At 37.3% G+C, this 19,570-nt stretch carries 17 protein-coding genes; 14 read left to right on the top strand and 3 right to left on the bottom strand.

The window, feature by feature from the left end; all coding sequences use genetic code 11:
* Positions 1–157: 157 nt before the first annotated feature.
* The 4 genes from HU137_RS10135 to HU137_RS10120 all read left to right on the top strand — a co-directional run bounded on the left by HU137_RS10135 (position 158) and on the right by HU137_RS10120 (position 4,582).
* Positions 158–1,270: a hypothetical protein gene (locus tag HU137_RS10135; RefSeq protein ID WP_182043734.1), complete on the top strand. Its 1,113-nt coding sequence runs from the start codon at positions 158–160 to the stop codon at positions 1,268–1,270.
* Positions 1,271–1,338: 68 nt separating this feature from the next.
* Positions 1,339–1,887, top strand: coding sequence for a hypothetical protein (locus HU137_RS10130; protein WP_182043733.1), 549 nt, complete (start codon positions 1,339–1,341; stop codon positions 1,885–1,887).
* A gap of 110 nt (positions 1,888–1,997) precedes the next feature.
* Entirely contained in the window at positions 1,998–3,944 is a 1,947-nt protein-coding gene (locus HU137_RS10125; protein WP_182043732.1) for a tetratricopeptide repeat-containing sensor histidine kinase, read from the top strand.
* A 17-nt stretch (positions 3,945–3,961) separates the two neighbouring features.
* Positions 3,962–4,582, top strand: a complete 621-nt coding sequence (locus tag HU137_RS10120) for a response regulator (RefSeq protein ID WP_182043731.1) — start codon at positions 3,962–3,964, stop codon at positions 4,580–4,582.
* Positions 4,583–4,598: 16 nt separating this feature from the next.
* Here the strand turns inward: HU137_RS10120 and porW are convergent, their stop codons facing one another.
* Positions 4,599–7,067, bottom strand: a complete 2,469-nt coding sequence (porW, locus tag HU137_RS10115; protein WP_182043730.1) for a type IX secretion system periplasmic lipoprotein PorW/SprE — start codon at positions 7,065–7,067, stop codon at positions 4,599–4,601.
* Between the two features lie 98 nt (positions 7,068–7,165).
* Here porW and HU137_RS10110 point away from each other — a divergent pair, with 98 nt between their 5' ends.
* From HU137_RS10110 to katG, 4 genes are all read left to right on the top strand, one after another.
* Positions 7,166–8,032: a M23 family metallopeptidase gene (locus HU137_RS10110; RefSeq protein WP_182043729.1), complete on the top strand. Its 867-nt coding sequence runs from the start codon at positions 7,166–7,168 to the stop codon at positions 8,030–8,032.
* Positions 8,032–9,537: a GH3 auxin-responsive promoter family protein gene (locus HU137_RS10105; RefSeq protein ID WP_182043728.1), complete on the top strand. Its 1,506-nt coding sequence runs from the start codon at positions 8,032–8,034 to the stop codon at positions 9,535–9,537. Before HU137_RS10110 ends, HU137_RS10105 begins: the two co-directional genes overlap by 1 nt.
* A gap of 4 nt (positions 9,538–9,541) precedes the next feature.
* Positions 9,542–9,994, top strand: coding sequence for a nuclear transport factor 2 family protein (locus HU137_RS10100; protein ID WP_182043727.1), 453 nt, complete (start codon positions 9,542–9,544; stop codon positions 9,992–9,994).
* Between the two features lie 153 nt (positions 9,995–10,147).
* Positions 10,148–12,334, top strand: coding sequence for a catalase/peroxidase HPI (gene katG / locus HU137_RS10095; protein ID WP_182043726.1), 2,187 nt, complete (start codon positions 10,148–10,150; stop codon positions 12,332–12,334).
* A gap of 86 nt (positions 12,335–12,420) precedes the next feature.
* Here the strand turns inward: katG and HU137_RS10090 are convergent, their stop codons facing one another.
* A complete protein-coding gene (locus HU137_RS10090; protein WP_182043725.1) occupies positions 12,421–12,750 on the bottom strand; it encodes a single-stranded DNA-binding protein in 330 nt (109 codons plus the stop codon).
* Positions 12,751–13,044: 294 nt separating this feature from the next.
* On the opposite strand from HU137_RS10090, the gene HU137_RS10085 reads away from it, so the two are divergent.
* Both HU137_RS10085 and HU137_RS10080 read left to right on the top strand, forming a co-directional pair.
* Positions 13,045–13,299, top strand: coding sequence for a DUF6364 family protein (locus HU137_RS10085; RefSeq protein ID WP_182043724.1), 255 nt, complete (start codon positions 13,045–13,047; stop codon positions 13,297–13,299).
* A gap of 4 nt (positions 13,300–13,303) precedes the next feature.
* On the top strand, positions 13,304–13,729 hold the full coding sequence (locus HU137_RS10080; protein WP_182043723.1) for a PIN domain-containing protein: 426 nt from the start codon (positions 13,304–13,306) through the stop codon (positions 13,727–13,729).
* Here the strand turns inward: HU137_RS10080 and HU137_RS10075 are convergent.
* Entirely contained in the window at positions 13,726–15,408 is a 1,683-nt protein-coding gene (locus HU137_RS10075) for a GLPGLI family protein (RefSeq protein ID WP_182043722.1), read from the bottom strand. The genes HU137_RS10080 and HU137_RS10075 overlap by 4 nt on opposite strands.
* A gap of 188 nt (positions 15,409–15,596) precedes the next feature.
* Between HU137_RS10075 and asnB the strand changes: the two genes are divergently transcribed.
* The 4 genes from asnB to HU137_RS10055 all read left to right on the top strand — a co-directional run bounded on the left by asnB (position 15,597) and on the right by HU137_RS10055 (position 19,565).
* Positions 15,597–17,267 carry an asparagine synthase B gene (gene asnB, locus HU137_RS10070; RefSeq protein WP_182043721.1) on the top strand — a complete coding sequence of 557 codons (1,671 nt, stop codon included), beginning with the start codon at positions 15,597–15,599 and terminating at the stop codon, positions 17,265–17,267.
* Between the two features lie 88 nt (positions 17,268–17,355).
* On the top strand, positions 17,356–17,952 hold the full coding sequence (locus tag HU137_RS10065) for a hypothetical protein (RefSeq protein WP_182043720.1): 597 nt from the start codon (positions 17,356–17,358) through the stop codon (positions 17,950–17,952).
* Positions 17,953–17,954: 2 nt separating this feature from the next.
* On the top strand, positions 17,955–18,464 hold the full coding sequence (locus HU137_RS10060) for a GNAT family N-acetyltransferase (RefSeq protein WP_182043719.1): 510 nt from the start codon (positions 17,955–17,957) through the stop codon (positions 18,462–18,464).
* Between the two features lie 87 nt (positions 18,465–18,551).
* Positions 18,552–19,565 carry an LLM class flavin-dependent oxidoreductase gene (locus HU137_RS10055; RefSeq protein WP_182043718.1) on the top strand — a complete coding sequence of 338 codons (1,014 nt, stop codon included), beginning with the start codon at positions 18,552–18,554 and terminating at the stop codon, positions 19,563–19,565.
* The last annotated feature ends 5 nt before the right edge of the window (positions 19,566–19,570 follow it).

Below are 19,570 nucleotides of genomic sequence, written 5' to 3'. Positions count from 1 at the left end.
CCCGCAGTTTGCGGGATTTTTTGTTTTCGATTGCTGAGGTTCTCGAAGCCAATTCATTGATTTATAATCTAAATTTAAAAAATCCTCATTTATAAGGATTGTCCCTTTTTTGTTCTGCCGATAATTTTGTCATCAATAAAAATCAAATTAATTCAAGATGAAAAAATTATTAATTCTATTATTTGCCGGATTATATTTTACGGCTTGTACAAGTACAGATGATGACAGTGGAATGCCGGAAGACCAAGAAGAACCGGTTGCGAATTGTGATGTAATTGAAGTTTCAGGAACCATCAACGAACCTACGGTTTGGGAAGAAGGTTTTGTGTATGTGATTGGATCTGATTTATCGGTGCGTTCAGTTCTGACCATCAAGCCGGGAACCATCATTAAAATCAGAAATGCAAGTATCAGCATTTATGAAGAAGGAAAAATCTTGGCAGAAGGAACGGCTGACAAACGTATTGTTTTCACTTCTCTGGCTGATGACCGATATTGTGGCGATACAAATGGAGATGGAAATGCGACACAAGCAGAAAAAGGGGATTGGGTGGATTTGGATCTTCGTGGAACCATTGGTTCGGTATTCAAATATGTAGATATTTTCTATGCCGGTCAACCCAGTGGCGGAAGTAGTCAAGCTGTATCAATCGGATGGGAACAGTCTGTTGCCTTTACTTTTGACAATTGTAGAATCGCCCATACATTCTATCAGCCAGGTAGCAGTTCCTATGCGTTCTATGGGAGTTCTTATATGAAAGATGCAACTGTGAGTAAATTTACCAATAACGCTTTGTACGACAATGGAAAGCCTATTTATTTTCAGGGGTACTATCAGTTACACCAAAGCAATGTATTCCACAACCCTGAGGAACCTTCGGTAAAAAATAAATACAATGGAATTTATATTGACATAAATAGTGGAAGTGCCGGTTTATCAGTTAATTGGGACAATACGGAAGTACCTTATGTTTATGAACAGGTTAATTTAATTGGAGGAACTCCCACCGCCACAATCAATATCAAACCCAATGTAATCGTAAAATTTTCATACCCGACAGGTGGGCTTCAATCCTACAATGGCAGCGTTCAATTGGATCCTACGGCCATCCTTACTTCTTATAAAGACGATACGCATGGTGGAGACACAAATGGAGATGGGAACACCACCACACCTGCAAATGGTGACTGGAAAGGTTTTAGAGTTACAGATGGTGGTACAAACACTCATTGGGTAAATGGTCCTAATATTTTGTACGCTGCAAATTAATTAGTGTTTTTATAGCAAGAGCGCGCGTCCTCATGCGCTCTTGTTTTTCTAAATCAAATTTAAAAATCATGAAAAAATCATTTATCATTTTATTCTCCTTATTATTTTCAATTATTTATACAGAAACAAAAGCACAAGCATTCCAAAAAGGAACAACTGCCATCAATGCAGGTGTGGGTGTCGGAACCGCTTTGGGCGGATACGGAAAAGTTCGTCCGGCCATCAGTCTTTCCGTTGACCACGGAATCTGGGAAGTTGGGGGACCGGGTGTGGTAAGTTTGGGCGGATATGTTGGTACAACCGGTTATAAATATTCCGATTCCAGTTATAATGCCAAATGGAATTATATCATCGTCGGGGTTCGTGGCGCTTATCATTACAATGGTTTTGAAAACCTTCCCGATTTGGATTTGTATGCCGGAGCAATGGTCGGATATAACATTGTCAAATATACCTCAGATTTGGACGAAGACTATTTCGGTAAAAGCTATGGCAGCGGAATTGGCGTAAGCGGATTCGCGGGAGCCCGCTGGTTTTTTACCGATATGTTCGGCGTTTATGCAGAATTGGGTTATGGCGTTTCGGTATTGAATGCCGGCCTAACTTTTAAATTCTGATGAATCTTTAAATCAGGGACAAAATAATTTGTCCTTGATTTTTTTAATTATATTTGAATATCACCGCTTTCCAAACCTTTAAGTTAGGTTCAATCTCAAAATTTTCAGATTTGATAAAGAAATTTTTATTCTCGATTTTATTAGGGTGTTTCACCATGGGATTTGCCCAGGAAAAACAATCAGTAGATAGTTTGAAGACTCTTCTGAATTCGGAAAAAGAAGTGAGTAAAAAAACCGCTTATTATTATGAATTGGGTGATTTGTATCAAAGCTCAAACCCTGATTCTGCCTTACTTTATTATGATTTGGGCAGGGAATTTTCTCGTAAAAATAATTATCTTGAAGGTGAAGCCAAATACGCACGCCATGCCATCAGTGTTTTGAACACACAAGGAAAATTTCAGGAAGCACTCGAACTTGCACAAGAAGGTCTTTTATTGTACAAAAAGTTAAATATTCCAACCGAATTAGCCATTGCTTATATCAATCTAGGAAAAGAATGGAGAAAGCTTTCCGATTTTGAACGAGCTGCTGAAAATTATATGATGGCTAAAAAAATTGCAGATTCCATTCAGGATAAATCCACGCAGCGGATTACCAACAACAATCTATTTGCGCTGTTTCTCGATATGAAAGAGTACGACAAAGGCGAACCTTATGGATTTGAAGCTTTGAAATTAGGAAGAGAAATGAATGATTTATCCAAGCAGATTTCTCCTTTATACAATCTCTCCATGCTTTATTATTATAAAAAAGATTATCCTGAAGCTCTGAAATATATTGAAGAATTTGAAAAAATAATCCTAGAAATCGGGGATGATTACGATCGTGTGGATGCGCTTTTAGCCAAAGGTTCTATCATTGGTAAAATGAAACCTGAACAAGGAATTTATTATCTGAATCAAGCAGTGGATGAAGCAAAAAACTTCGGTTTTCCTGAAAGTGAAGCTTATGGATATTTATATCTCTCAGACATTTATCTCGATACAAAACAATATCAAAAAGCCATTGAAAATCTAAAAATAGGAATCCCGATTGCCAAAGAACTGGGTATCAAATACGAATTGGCGGATTTTCATAAAAAAGCATCTGAAGCTTATGAAAAATCAGGGGATTTAAAAAATGCCTTGATCCACATACGGGAACATGAAAAACTAAGCGAAGAAATCCAAATAGAAGAAAACAAAAACCGGATGATCGCCTTGGAAACGAAATACAGGTTTGAAACCAAAGAAGCCGAAATCCGAAGTTTAAATGCTGAAAAAGAAGCCCAAACCCTAAAAATAAAACAGAAAAACTCCCTCAACTTTGGGCTTGCCGGCCTTCTTTTAGTGGCAGGAATCATCGGATTTTTAGCTTATAAAAATTATCAGAACAAACAAAAACTACAAGCTCAGCGTATTCACGAGTTGGAAACCGAAAAACAGCTTTCTGCTACTCAGGCTCTACTACAAGGCCAGGAAGATGAAAGAAGCCGATTGGCAAAAGAACTTCACGATGGGCTGGGAGGTCTATTGAGTGGCGTAAAAATTAATTTGAACAATATGCATAAAAAACTGATTATCACAGAAGAAGATGGGGCAGCGTTTGAGAAATCCATTCATCTCTTGGACGAATCCATCAGCGAATTGCGAAGAGTTGCGCACAACCTGATGCCTGAGAGCATCCTTAAATTTGGGCTGGATGGCGCCATCGGTGAATTTCTTCAAAGTATTCAGAACGAAGAACTGAACATCATTTATCAATCCTATCACATAGAAAACGGAATGGGAAAACAATTGGATATTTCGGTTTATCGGATCATTCAGGAATTGGTCAACAATGTCATCAAACATTCGGGTGCGACGGAAATTCTGGTTCAGGTAAGAAAAGATGAAGATTTATTGGTACTGGACGTGGAAGATAACGGAAAAGGATTTGATTCCCAATCAATTGCAGAAGAAAGCGGCATGGGATTGACCGGGATCAAATCCAGGGTCAATTATTGGAAAGGAAAACTGGAAATTGATTCGGGCCAATCAGGAACCGCCGTTCATGTGGAAATACCGGTTGGATAATGCTAAAATTAATTTAGATGAAAATACTCATGATTGAAGACCATCAGGTGGTGGCGCAGGGAATCAGTTCGATGCTCAATGATCTGAATTATGTTGAAAAAGTAGCACATGCTTCCGAAGGAAATGCAGGAATCGAATTTCTGGAACAAAATCCCGATACCGACATCATTTTGCTGGACATCAATCTGCCGGACGGAAACGGAATTGAATTCTGCGCAACCATCCGACAGCGATTTCCCGAAGTGGGAATCATCGCGCTGAGTACTTTCAATCAGGCCGGAATCATCCATAAAATGTTGGAAAACGGTGCCGATTCCTATCTTTTGAAAAATACGCATTCCGATGAACTGGTTGAAACTATAGAGAAAGTCTCATCAGGGAAAAAATTTCTACCACCTTCTATCCGGAAAATTTTGAGCAATAACATTCCCTCTACTTCCAAGACTCCGGTTTTTACAAAAAGAGAAAAAGAAGTTTTGGCGTTGATTGCCGAGGGTTTGACCAATCAGGAAATAGCGGATAAATTATTCATCAGCCAACTTACGGTCATCAGTCACCGCAAAAGTTTGTTGGAAAAAACCGCATCCAAAAACACGGCTCAACTCATCAAATACTGTTTTGAATTTGGGCTTTTATAATCTTCTAATGGAAAGATCAATCGTCATCAGCGTCACCCGGAGTTCCGGGACCATTTTGCACAGAACCATCTTCTTTTTTCTGAGGTCTAGTTGGAGATGTGCCGGATTGGTTGGGGTTTGAGTTCGGATTTGAATTGGGATTATTTCCGCGAACATTGCCTTGACCGGGTCGTTGCTTGGCATCTCCCTCCCTTTTAGTTTCTGGGTTTTTATTGCTTTCTTCCCCTTCTGTTTCCTGCTCTTTTTTGGTTACCCCGTTCAATAAATCCAAAATTTCCTGCGCTTTTTTAGCTTCATCTGAATTTTGATACGCAACGGTAATCAACTCTAAAGCTGAAACAAAGTTTTCCCTTCCTTCAGTTTTCCCGATTGCCAATGCATTGACCAATGAGAATTTGGCAATGATGGCTTCCGTAGGATATTTTTCAACGGCTTCCACCGTCCTCGATTTCACTTCATCATATTTCCCTGCTTTGTACAAATCATAGGTTTCTTCATAATAAGCGAGTGCTTCTTTTGTAGTCGGCGTGATGAAATTTACTTCCGGATTTAAAATATATTCCGCATAAATAGAATTTGGATATTTGGACAAAATCAAATTTTTGTATTCATCAGCTTTCGCTAAATTTTCTTCCTTTTGGTTGATTCTATAGATCTGATAATAAGCTTGTGCTTCTGTCGCTTGTTCTTTTGGAGGCGTTGACACCAAATGTTCTAGGGTTTCAGTTGCCGATTTTGCATTTTTAAACAAATCATAATAACCAATTCCGAGTGAAAGTTCCGTCGTATCCCGTTCAATTTTTAATTTGTTCAATTCATTTTGCTTGGTTGGAATTTGTTCCAAATAAAAATCCAATTCATATCGTCTTGGGTTTTGAGCATCAGCTTGTCCCAGCATTTCTGCTTCTTGATCTTCAATGCTCAAAGCACCTCCGGTAGAACTTCTCCAATTGTCTCCCAAACGGACATTTCCCCATATTCTTTTGAATTCATTTACACCATTGGATTTTAAAGAGGTATTATAAAAATAAAAAGTACTTCCGCCTCCTTCAAACGACCCACCGAAACTCCCACCACCTTTGGTTTGGGTTTGGAATATGGTGGCTTCCTCTTCTATTTGTTTCTGACGTTTTGCATCTTCAATTTTTAATTTGGCAATATAATCTCCAAAGAATTTGTCTTTTTCTTCCTGTGTCATATATGCCAATTTCAAAATACTATCGTTTCTTTTCACCAAATAATATTTCTCCATTAAAAATTTTAATGACGTACTTCTTTCTGTGATTCTGGCAATATCTTTATCGTAAGGCGTCACGGAAAGTGCACTGTCATAATAAGCCGACGCATGAACGTAATTTCCTTGGTCAAATTCCAAATCGGCATATCTTTCATATGCTCTTCCTCTTACATAAGGATCAGAAGCTGGCCCTACAAAACTTTCCTTCAAATATTTTCGAGCTTCTTCTACTTTTCCTTCTTTGATGGCCATGTCACCGATAGCATAGAAGAATTCGTTTTTACGCGAAACATAATTTCCTTTTTTTGAAACATCAAGCAAATGTTCTTTGTAAGAATTGTAACTATTTTTCTCCGGATCAAAATTAGCAGCAATTCCCAATTGGGATTTTACTTCCATTTCAAAACCCGGCTTCATTTTATAAACTCTAGTAAATGCTTCTCCAGCTTCATTTTGCATTCCGAGTAACGAATACAATTGCCCTTCGATGAAATAATACCTGGCTTTTCGTTTTTTGTTTTTTGTATTCTCAATGGTTTTATCAAGTAACTCGATGGCTTCTTCATAATCACCATTTCTGATCATGTTTTCTGCATAGTATTTGGCAAATTTCTCTTGGTATTTCTTTTTATAACCATCATCTTTATTCAAATTCTCCAAAATCCTTTCTCCTTCAAAATAATTTCCGGTTTGAAAATTGGCCAATGCAGTATACAAACGAGCTTCAGGTGTGAACTTCTTATTATATGGAAGTTTATTTTGCATATAATTTAAAGCTTCTAAAGCTTCAAAACTTTTTCCATTGTTGTATCTCGCCTTCCCAAGTACCAAATAAGCACGCGTCATGGTTTTGTTGCGCTCTCTACCATCGATCAACATTGAGTGATTTTCAATCGCTTTCAATGCTTTTTTTTCTACCAAATCAAATCCTGTAACCTGAGGAGCATCTTTACTGGAACTTCCGCCGGTTTTATTTTTAAATCCTGCAGACATTTGATCGATATAATCTTCACTTAATTCAGGCTGAACGATTTCAGGTCGAGGATCAACAGGAAGGATTTCGGAGTAATTGTCTTTATAACTGATTTCCAATTCGTCAATCTTTTTGTCCATTTCTTCTTCTGCATTGAACAAAGTATTGAACCAAGCAGTTGAATTATGGAATGCCCGGTTTTTTGCTGAATCTTTTTTCACAGAGCAGCTGACCATCAATCCTAAGCAAGCCAATAAGAGTAATTTCTTTTTCATAAGTATCCAATCCCGACAAAACTACAATAAAAACGTAGGATTTAAAAAAATCTTGTATGGTACATTTAAAATCTATTTAGATATTTGCAATTGAATAAATGAAAAAAAAGAAAAAAAATATTTTCAGGAAATTGTTCCAAAAACATACCTTGATCATTCTCAATGAAGAATCACAGGAAGAACAATTCTCATTTCGGTTAAACCGGATGAATGTCTTGGTAGTATTGGCTTTGTTAACCTTCTTTACCATCGCTTGCACTACGCTGACTTTGCTGTACACACCCTTACATGATTACATCTTACCATCTGAAAAACATGTAGGCGTAATGGACAAGGAAGAAATTTTAAAATTAACCAATCAAGTCGAGGTTTTAGAAAATCGTAGCAAAGCCAACGATCTTTACATCAAAAACCTTCGCATTATTTTGGCAGGAGAAGTTCCCATTCCCGAAATTGATACGACGCAAAATCCAATTACTTCTGTCGATTTAAGTAAAGTTGATTTAGCGCCAACTGAGGATGATTTAGAATTGAGAAAAGAAGTGGAACAAGAAGAAATATTCAGCGTCGCAGGAACTCAAGATAATCAAGAGTCTGGTAGCCTGTTATTTACACCACTCAAAGGCATCATGACCTCAGGCTACAGCACAGAAGAAAATCATTTGGCCATCGACATCGCAGCCCAACAAGGAGAAGCCATCAAATCCGTTGCATCGGGAACCGTTATTTTTACAGATTGGACACCAGAAACAGGTTATGTAGCGGTCATTCAGCATCAACAAGGAATGATTTCAGTTTACAAACACGCCCTTACCGTTTATAAAAAAATGGGTGATGTCGTGAAAAAAGGAGAAGTGATTGCTGCCGTTGGAAATACTGGAGAACTCACCACCGGTCCGCATTTGCATTTTGAACTTTGGATCGATGGAACTCCTGTAGATCCGCAACAATACATCGTATTCTGATGGGATTAAAAGCCAAAATCGCCCAAATATTTGCCCAAATTATTTCCAAATCGGAAAAAAAATGGATCGAAAATCCAATCGAATTCCAAACTAAAATATTTCATAATTTAATTTCTGTTGGGACTGAAACCAAATTTGGAAAAGACCATCATTTTGAAAAAATTCAATCCTACGAAGATTTCAAAAAACAAGTTCCCATTCGAGATTATGAAGATTTGAAACCCTATATCGAACTGATCAAAGAAGGAAAATCAGACATTATTTGGGAAGGAAAACCGATTTATTTCGCCAAAACTTCCGGAACGACTTCAGGCACCAAATACATTCCCATCACCAAAGAATCAATGCCTTCGCATATTAAATCGGCTCGAAATGCTTTATTGAACTATATGCTGGAAAAAAAAACAGCAGATTTCGTAGAAGGAAAAATGATCTTCTTACAAGGAAGCCCTGAATTGGAACAAAAAAACGGAATCAACATCGGACGTCTATCTGGAATCGTAGCGCATTTCGTTCCCAAATATTTACAAAAAAACCGAATGCCGACTTGGGAAACCAATTGCATCGAAGATTGGGAGACAAAAGTGGACAAAGTCGTAGAAGAAACTTTACCGGAAAACATGACGCTTATTTCCGGAATTCCACCTTGGTTGGTCAATTATTTTGAAAAACTAATCGAAAAATCTGGTAAAAAAACCATCAAAGAAATTTTCCCCAACCTCCAATTGATGGTCACCGGAGGCGTGAATTATAATCCCTACCGAGAAAAAATGATCGAACTCATCGGTGAGGATTTGGATGTAATCCAGACTTATCCCGCTTCAGAAGGATTTATTGCCTATCAGGATTCCATTCAAGCCAACGATTTACTCCTGCTTTTGAACAATGGTATTTTTTACGAATTCATTCCTGTTAACGAATTTTTTGATGAAAACCCAACTCGGATTTCGCTTAAAGATGTGGAATTGGACAAAGATTATGTCCTCATTCTCAACACAAACGCTGGACTTTGGGGATATAACATCGGCGATACCGTTCGGTTTACCAATTTAAAACCCTATCGAATTGTCGTTTCAGGACGAATCAAACATTATACTTCTGCATTTGGCGAACATGTTATTGCGCACGAAGTCGAACAAGCGATGAAATCAACTGCTCAAAAATTTCAAATTCAAGTTTCCGAATTTACCGTCGCTCCACAAGTGAATCCAAATGAAGGCCTTCCCTATCATGAATGGTTGATTGAGTTTGTTAAAGAACCAGAAAATTTAGAAGAATTTGCAGAAGAATTGGATCAAAATCTACAAAAACTGAATTCCTATTATCAAGATTTGATCGATGGAAATATGTTGCGGACCTTGGTTGTTTCATCTGTAAAACCAAATGGATTTAACGAATACATGAAATCCCAAGGAAAACTCGGAGGTCAAAATAAAGTGCCCCGATTGACCAACGACCGAAAAATTGCAGATGGATTTTTTGAGTTAAATTTGATCAAATCTTAAAAATATGAAACTCACTTTCTCAACTCTCCTATTTGTCATTTTCTTTTCCATTTCAATTGCCCAAACTGCCGAAGAAAAAATCAATACTTTATTGGATAACTGGCATTTGGCGGCAACACAAGCCAATTCCGATGCATTTTTTGGAGCAATGACAGAAGATGCGCATTATTTAGGAACGGATGAATCTGAGAACTGGACACGTGAAGAAATGCGGGTTTGGGCAAAACCCTATTTCGATGCAGGGAAAGCTTGGGATTTTAAAAAGAAAGTACGGAACATCAATGTATATGCTGATGGAAAATTGGCATGGTTTGACGAAAATCTGGACACTTGGATGGGATCTTGTCGCGGTTCAGGTGTAGTTATCCTGACCAAAGACGGATGGAAAATCCAACATTATATTTTATCGGTTTTGGTTCCAAATGATAAAATCGACTCCTATTTAGAATTGAAGTAAATAATTGATTTAATTTATAGAAGGAAGTGTTGCTATAAATTAAATTTATTTTAAAATTAAAACTATAGATTTAAAATCTTAATTTTTAAAGTATTAACATTTAACTTTACGAAACTGAAAAAAATAATTTCGTAACTCAATAAATTTAATACAATGGATTTCAATTCAGGAGACATCAACAAATGTCCTTTTTTCAATGGCGCCAATGCAACCAATCATGATTCGGTAACGGAATGGTGGCCAAAATCATTAAACTTAGACATTCTTTCACAACACGATTCAAAAACCAATCCTTTGGGGGAGGATTTTGATTACAAGAAAGAATTTGCCAAATTGGATTTGGATGCAGTCAAACAAGATTTGCGGGAATTGATGACCGACAGTCAAGACTGGTGGCCGGCAGACTGGGGAAGTTACGCCGGAATGTTTGTCCGTACGGCTTGGCATTTAGCCGGAACGTATCGGAAAGCGGATGGCCGTGGCGGTTCCAACACTGGAAATCAACGCTTTGCACCACTAAACTCATGGCCGGACAATGTGAATACTGACAAAGGAAGGCGATTGCTTTGGCCGATCAAAAAGAAATACGGAAACAAGATTTCCTGGGGGGATTTAATCGTTTTGGCAGGAACGGTTGCCTATGAAGTTGCCGGACTAAAAACCTTTGGGTTTGGAGGTGGAAGACAAGAAATTTGGCATCCGGAAAAAGATATTTATTGGGGATCTGAAAAAGAATGGTTGGCACCGACAGGAAGTGAAGGAACACGTTATTCGGGTGATCGAGATTTGGAAAATCCTTTGGCTGCCGTGATGATGGGATTGATTTATGTCAATCCGGAAGGCGTGGATGGACAACCCGATCCTTTAAAAACTGCTGCTGATATTCGTGTTACTTTTGAAAGAATGGCGATGAATGATGAAGAGACAGTTGCATTGACAGCTGGAGGACACACTTTAGGAAAATGTCATGGAAATGGTAAAGCTGATTTTCTGGGTGGTGACCCAGAATTAGCCGAATTTGAACACCAAGGATTAGGCTGGCATAATTCAGAAGGAACTGGAAATCGTGGAAATACTATGGTCAGTGGAATTGAAGGTGCTTGGACGACAGATCCTACGAAATGGGACAATGGATTTTTTGATTTATTGTTAAATTTTGATTGGGAATTGAAAAAAAGTCCTGCCGGAGCTTGGCAATATGAACCAGTCAATATGCCTGAACATAAAAAACCTTTTGATGCGCATGATCCATCGATACGCAGAAATCCAATAATGACCGATGCCGATATGGCGATGAAAATGGATCCGATTTACAGAGAGATTTCGGAGCGATTTTACAATGATTTTGAGTATTTCTCTGAAACTTTTGCAAGAGCTTGGTTCAAATTGACTCATAGAGATTTGGGACCAAAATCAAGATATTTGGGATCAGATGTTCCTACTGAAGATTTGATTTGGCAAGATCCGATTCCAACTGTCGATTATACTTTATCTGAAAATGAAGTTGAAGAATTAAAATCTAAAATCCTGAACAGTGGTCTTTCGAGAATAGATTTGATCAATACGGCTTGGGATTCGGCGAGAACATTTAGAGGTTCGGATTTCCGCGGTGGAGCTAATGGAGCGAGAATCAGATTAGAGCCCATGAAAAACTGGGAAGGAAATGAACCTGCGAGACTGGAAAAAGTTTTGTCTAAATTGACTGAAATTCAGTCTGGTTTGTCAAAAAAAGTGAGCATCGCAGATTTGATAGTTCTCGGTGGAAGTGCAGCGCTTGAACAATCGATAAAAGAAGCCGGATATGATGTAAAAGTTCCTTTTTCAGCCGGAAGAGGCGATGCAACGCAAGAACAAACCGACATCGAATCGTTTGAGGATTTGGAACCGGTTCATGATGGTTTCCGAAACTGGATCAAAAAAGATTATGCTGTCAATGGAGAAGAATTATTGCTCGACAGAGCCCAATTGATGGGACTTACTGCGCCGGAAATGGTCGTTTTAATCGGTGGAATGCGTGTGCTCGGAACCAACCATGGCGGAACTAAACATGGTGTATTTACAGATAAAGAAGGAATTTTGACCAATGATTTTTTTGTGAATTTGACCGATATGCGATACAGTTGGAAACCTACGGGAAAGAATCTCTATGAAATCGTAGACCGAAAATCAGGTGAAACCAAATGGACGGCAACCCGAGTAGATTTGGTATTTGGATCCAATTCTATTTTGCGTTCCTATGCAGAAGTTTATGCGCAAGATGACAACCAAGAAAAATTTGTAAAAGACTTTGTAAAAGCCTGGACGAAAGTGATGAATGCAGATCGATATGATTTGAATTAATTTTTCATTGTATAAGTGTAAAAGCCATTCTGAGAAATTTCTCAGAATGGCTTTTTGGTTAAAGTTAGTTAGTGGAATTAGAGAGGTTATTTTCCACCGACCATCACGAGTTCATCTACTTTGATTTCGGTGATGTAACGTTTTTGACCGTCTTTATCATCATAATTTCTATAGATAATTTTTCCTTCAATTGCGATTTCTTTGCCTTTTTCTACATATTTCTGCATGATTTCGGCTGTTTTCCCGAAGGCTACCAAATTATGCCATTGGGTTTCTTCAACTTTTTCACCTTTGGCATTGGTGTAATGTTCCGAAGTAGCTAAACTTACTTTTGCGAGTGATCCGTTTTCAAAATTTACGGTTTCGACTTCTTTTCCTGTTCTACCGATTAGGGTAACTTTGTTTCTTAGTGACATGGCTTTAGATTTTAAAAAATTAAACATTCAGATCAGAGTATCGATTTGCCAACTCAAATCTCTGATGCAAAGATTTCACTTCTACCAAAATTTAGTCGGTAAGAAAATATTTACAGTCGTTTATAATTGTTTGAAAACGTTTTTTAGGCTAATTTTCAATGCTTTAAATAAAATATTTTGTGTAAATAATTTTGGGTGAAAACTTATTATTTTTCTAATTATTTATTAATTCTTTGAAATCTCTAATTATACGTATAGATTTAATATCTTTGTCGTATAACTAAATCTACCATCATGGACGCAAAAATCACTTTATCTTTTGACCAACAAGTCATCAAACAAGCCAAAGAATTTGCTGAAAAGAACAACATCAGTTTGTCGCGTCTTACCGAATTCATTTATAGACAGATGACTTCAAACAATTATAAAAATCTAGAAGATCTTCCCATTGCAGATTGGGTAAATCAAATTGCAGAAGAAAAACCGGAATATGGAAAATCCTTTTCCCGTAAAAAAATGAAATCCGACTTCTTTGATTCCAAAAAATAAACACATGAAAGTTTTTTTGGATGCCAATGTTTTGGTGGCGGTATTGAATCGTCAATATCCTTTATATCCAAATGCCGCCAGAATTTTGAGTTTAAGTTCCAATCCTAAATTTCAAATCTACACCTCTCCTATTTGTCTGGCCATCGCTTTTTATTTTGCAGAGAAAAAATGTGGAACCCAGCGCGCAAAGGAAAAAATGGATTTGATTTCCCAAAATATCCAAATTACAAACACAGATGCTTCTACCGTAAAATCAACTATCAAAAATCCGAAAATCAATGATTTCGAAGACGGTTTGGAATATTATTCGGCCATAAATTCAGGCTGCGAAACAATCGTAACAGAAGATATTTCAGACTTTTATTTTTCAGAAATTCCCGTTTATAATTGTGAACGTTTTTTTGAAAAACTCTTTGAAAACAAATCCTAATCTCCAACCAAAACACCTGAAACATTCCAAGCACTGAAACTACTTCCTTCCGGCTTACCTTGTGGAATTTGTACTTGAATCTTATGTTTTCCTTTTTTCAAATCTCCTAAATCGATGATAAACGGATTGGTAACCGTTCCCGGACACCAATTGGAACGGCTATAGTCCGAAGAAGAAAGTCCGTTTGGGAAATTACCGGAAACCGGATTGTACAAACGATAAGAACCACAATCTTCTCGCCAAGGAGTCAAATCAAAAACAATTTCCCCGTCCAATGAAACCGTATTTTTCTTCTGAAGGTATTCATCTCCGTTTTCCCATCCGCCATGACCCGTCGTTGTATAGCGGAGTTTTGTGTTTTTCAAATTTTCTTTCAATTCAAATTCCACAATCAACCCATTTTCGGAATCAAACATCGTCCCATACTCTTGCCCAGCCATTTCCATCACATTCAACGTATTGAATAAAGGCACGATTTTTTTCAACGGACTATTCGATGCTTCCTCTTTGTGAATCGTAATTTCCATGGAAATTTGATGACCTCCTTTGTCATAATTCCCTATAAAAACCCCGATGTATGCTTCTTTTTCACTCATCAAATCAGCAAAATGAGCGATATCTTGTCTATACATCACAGAATCTTGCCAAACTTTACCTTTTAGTGTCAATCGGTCATTAAAATGCTTCACACCGAAAGGCGTAAAAAAACGCATCAATTCTACCAAAGGTTCAAAATTTTCAGTTGCCACAACTCCCTGATATTCTTTTCCGTTTCCATTTGAAAAAACCGGTAAATATTTTGCTCCGTTTTGAAGTCCGTCAAGAAAAGATTGTTTCTTGTCAGTCGGAATCAAAAAAACCGTTCCTGTACGGTCATAAGCATCGCCGTTGGATTGTTCGATGAGTTGAACAAAAATTTGGTCCTTAGTATTCAATTTTGGGAATTTTATTTTTTTAACCGCAATGGTTCCGTTGGCAAAACGCATGACATTTTCTCTTGGTTCAAATTCTTCCGACCAATGGATCAATTGATTTTCAAAAACCGGAATGGTGGTAAATCTACTTTTCCAAATTTTATCCTGATAATCGATTTTTTCCAATTGAATTGGCTTCGAATTCAAAATAATTTCAGGAATTTTCACCTTTTCCTTTTTGATTTCAATCGCTTGTATTGCATAATTTCCATTTCGAACCATTTCCAAAACCAATCCCAAATCAGCTCCTAAAACGCTTGGTCCTCCTTTGATTCTCAAATCATTTGTATACCAAATTTCAATCGTATTGGAATTGATCATCGTTTTGGCTTTTTTGCAATTGTAACCGAGTATTTTTTTCGTTTCATCGATCAACTCAAATTCTTGTTTTCCAATGGATTCCAAATCTTTCATCGAAATGGATTCAGTTGAATTAAGAAAAGCAAATTGAGAATAGGATTTTACATCCGGCTGAATAAAAGTCATCTCAAACGGAAAACTTCCATTGCCTTGAAAATTGTCTCGTGAAGTAATCAAAGTTTTTTCTTTATCCGCCAAAACCCAAATCGGATTTTGGTTTTCATCCGTATTTCCGTTGCTGCTGACCAAATAAGTGATTTTGGTTAATTTATCGGATTCGAAATTGATTTGAGAAAAAAGGTTAGTTGTGAATAGAATTAAAAAAAGAAAAAAATAACGATGCATATTGTTGTGTATAGTTTCACAAATTTAATAAAGAAAATGATGAATTCAATTCTAAAGCATCCATCAGGAAAACACCAATTCAGAAAAAGAAAAATTCCTGACAATAATTTTGATAATATCCTAACATAATTCTTAATTTGCGTTGATTTATTTAATTAAGATTTAAAATAATTTAACTTTTTACAATTATGTGTGGAATAGTAGGAGCGTTTTTAATAAACGACGATTTGGATAAACTCCGCCCTCAAATTTTGAAGATGTCGAAAAGAATTCGGCATAGAGGTCCTGACTGGTCTGGAATCTACACCAATGATCGTGCGATTTTATCGCATGAGCGTTTGGCAATCGTAGATCCAACTTCTGGAAAACAACCTCTTTTTGGCAATAATAACCAATTTATTTTGGCCGTAAACGGCGAAATCTATAACCATAATGAACTCCGAAATCAATTCCCCAATTATCCTTTTAAAACCCAATCAGACTGCGAAGTCATTCTAGCATTGTACCAAGAAAAAGGAAAAGATTTTCTAGATGATTTGAATGGAATTTTTGGATTTGCTTTGTATGACGAAGAAAAAGATGCTTTTCTCATCGCACGCGACCACATGGGCATCATCCCGCTTTATTACGGAACCGATAATGATGGACAATTTTATGTCGCTTCTGAGTTGAAAGCCTTGGAAGGCATTTGTTCTACGATCAAAACCTTTCCTCCCGGCCATTATATTTACAGTCCGGAAGGTTTGGAACCGCAAAAATGGTACAGCCGCGATTGGGAAAATTTTGAAAATGTAAAAAACAATTCAACTGAAATTCCGGTATTAAAAGATGCATTGGAAAAAGCGGTTCACAGACAATTGATGTCAGATGTTCCTTATGGTGTTTTGCTTTCGGGAGGTTTGGATTCATCTGTTGTTGCAGCAGTTACGAAAAAATTTGCATCGAAAAGGATCGAATCAGGTGATCAAGATGAAGCTTGGTATCCGCAATTGCATTCATTTGCAGTTGGTTTGGAAGGTTCTCCCGATTTAAAAGCGGCGAGAAAAGCTGCCGATCATATCGGAACGATTCATCATGAAATTCATTTCACCATTCAAGAAGGTCTTGACGCCATCCGTGATGTGATTTATTTTTTGGAAACCTATGATGTAACGACAGTTCGCGCTTCTACTCCGATGTATCTGATGGCGCGTGTCATCAAATCCATGGGAATCAAAATGGTGCTTTCGGGTGAAGGTTCTGATGAATTATTTGGTGGGTATTTGTATTTCCACAAAGCACCCAATGCGCAAGAATTCCACGAAGAAAACGTAAGGAAATTGAGCAAATTGTATTTGTATGATAATTTGCGTGCCAACAAATCCATGGCAGCTTGGGGCATCGAGGCCCGCGTTCCGTTTTTGGATAAAGAATTTATCGATGTCGCGATGCGTCTGAATCCTGACGATAAAATGATCAAAAACGGACGAATGGAGAAATGGGTGGTCCGAAAAGCATTTGAAGATTATTTACCGGAAGAAATCGCTTGGCGACAAAAAGAACAATTCTCCGACGGTGTCGGTTACAGTTGGATCGATACGCTAAAAGAAATGGTCAACGAAAAAGTGTCTGACAATCAATTGCTAAATGCAGAATCAAGATTTCCAGTCAATCCGCCGATGAGCAAAGAAGAATATTTCTACAGAAGTATATTTGAAGAACATTTCCCATCCAATACGGCTGCGTTAACCGTTCCCTATGCCAAATCGGTCGCCTGCTCTACACCACAAGCACTTTTATGGGATGCCGCATTTCAAAATCTAAACGATCCTTCGGGGCGTGCGGTTGCCAATGTGCACAATGAAGCGTATAAAAAATAATTTGAAAATTAGGTAATTTGAAAATTTAGACCTCACAGGTTTTTGAAACCTGTGAGGTCTTTTTTAATAAATGACTAAATTTGGAGAGATGAAAAAGTTAAAATTTAAATCCAAAATATTTCTTTCTTCTTTTGTTATTTTCGCAGGATATTATCTTTATTCATATCATTCTGAAAATAAGAAATATGAAATTCTGAATGAAATTTTTTCAGATCTAAATTATAATTATGATTATATATGCATTAACAAAACGTATGTCTATTCTCATACTGAACAATTTAATCAGTTTTCATTAATTGACAAACCTTCCGTTTATTTTCAATATTGGATTCAAAATTTCTTTGAAAGTTTTTCAGATTTTAGAAACTGGAAAATAAACAAAATAAAACCCAAAAAAATTAAGTATTCAAACGAAAATGGAGAGAAACATTTTTCAAAGATTCTTAATAAATGTGATTTTGAGTGGGAAGATGAAACAGGAGATGGATTAGTTCAAAAAAATACAAAAATAACACCATCAAACGTTGCTATTTCCATGCCTATACTTTCAAGTGATGGAAATACTGCGATAATTCAAATTGATATTAATTGTGGAGTTTTATGCGGTTCTGGAAACACCTTATTATTCAAAAAGATAAATGGAAAATGGAAATTGATTGATCAAAATATGTCTTGGATTAGTTAATTATGAAAACCATCCTCCAAACTCCTCGATTGATTTTACGTGAACTTTCCGTTGATGATGCAGAAAATTTCTACGCATTAAATTCAAATCCCAATGTGGTAAAATACACAGGTGATCCACCATTTCAGAGCATTTCTGAGGCTGAGGAATTTTTGAAAAACTACAAACCTTATGCAGCATACGGCTACGGTCGATGGGCGGTAATCGAAAAAGAAACCGGAGAATTTCTCGGTTGGTGCGGATTGAAATTTGACGGAAAAGAAACGGATATCGGTTTCCGCTTTTTTGAAGAGCATTGGGGAAAAGGATTTGCCACGGAAAGTGCAAAAGCTTGTTTAGAATTTGGTTTCACCAAATTAAATTTAGAAGAAATCATAGGACGAGCTATGCACGAGAATCATGCTTCGATTCGAGTTTTGGAGAAAATTGGGATGAAATACGAAAGCGAAATGGAATGCGCACTTCATCCGGGAGTTTTGTACAGAATCACAAAGTCAGAATTTCTTTCATAGCCAAACTTTATTTCGAAATTGATTCTTTTAATTTGAATTTAAAGAATAAATCAATCTTTGACGATACATTTGTGTCAAATTATAAAAATGAATTCCACTTCCATAAAATATTCCATCCTTGATTTGGCTTCAGTTGTAGAAGGAGACACTTACAAGGAGACCTTTAATAAAAGTGTAAAATCAGCTCAGTTTGCAGAAGATTTGGGTTATGAACGCTATTGGTTTTCAGAACATCACAATATGCCAAGCGTGATCAGTGCCTCCACTTCCCTACTTATCGGTCATGTAGCCCAACAAACGAAAAAAATTCGAGTCGGTTCAGGCGGCATCATGTTGCCCAATCACACTACGCTTTCCATTGCGGAACAATTTGGAACACTAGAAGCGATGTTTCCGGGTAGAATTGATTTGGGATTGGGTCGTGCGCCGGGAACAGATCCTTTGACCGCGAGCGTTTTGCGTCGTGGTGACCAAAATTTGAATTATAATTTCGAATTTCATATTCAAGAATTGTTTCGGTATTTCAGTTTTGACAATGAGAATTCAAAAGTTCGCGCATTTCCGGGGGAAGGCGCAAATGTTCCGATTTACATCCTCGGGTCGAGTACAGATAGTGCTTTTCTTGCTGCAAAACTAGGTTTACCCTATGCATTTGCCGGACATTTTGCACCGGGACAATTCCAACAAGCTTTTGAAATCTACCAAAGTCGTTTTACGCCGAGTCAGTATTTGGATAAACCCTATTCCATGCTTTGTTTGAGCGTTTTTGCGGCCGAAACGGAAGACGAAGCGGTTTACCATTCGCTTCCGCAATTTCAAGCGATTGTGAATTTATTGACCGATAATCGAAAGCCACTTTGTTCACCTGAATATACAAATTTGGAGAATTTAAGTCCGGAATTGCAAGCCGGCGTTCATCGGATGACGGCTTTGAGTATGATTGGAAATAAGGAAATTCTGAAAGAAAAAATCGGAAGAATTGTAACCGATTTGAATTTGGACGAAATTATGGTGTATACCAATATGTTTGATTTCGAAGCAAAATTGAATTCGTTGAAAATTACGGCTGAAGTTTTTCAAGAATTGAATTCTTCCACATAATTTAA

This window comes from Moheibacter lacus (genome assembly GCF_014042165.1).
GTDB lineage: Bacteria > Bacteroidota > Bacteroidia > Flavobacteriales > Weeksellaceae > Moheibacter > Moheibacter lacus.
Note: the sequence above shows the minus strand (reverse complement) of the source record. Positions and strands in the feature narration are given on the sequence as shown.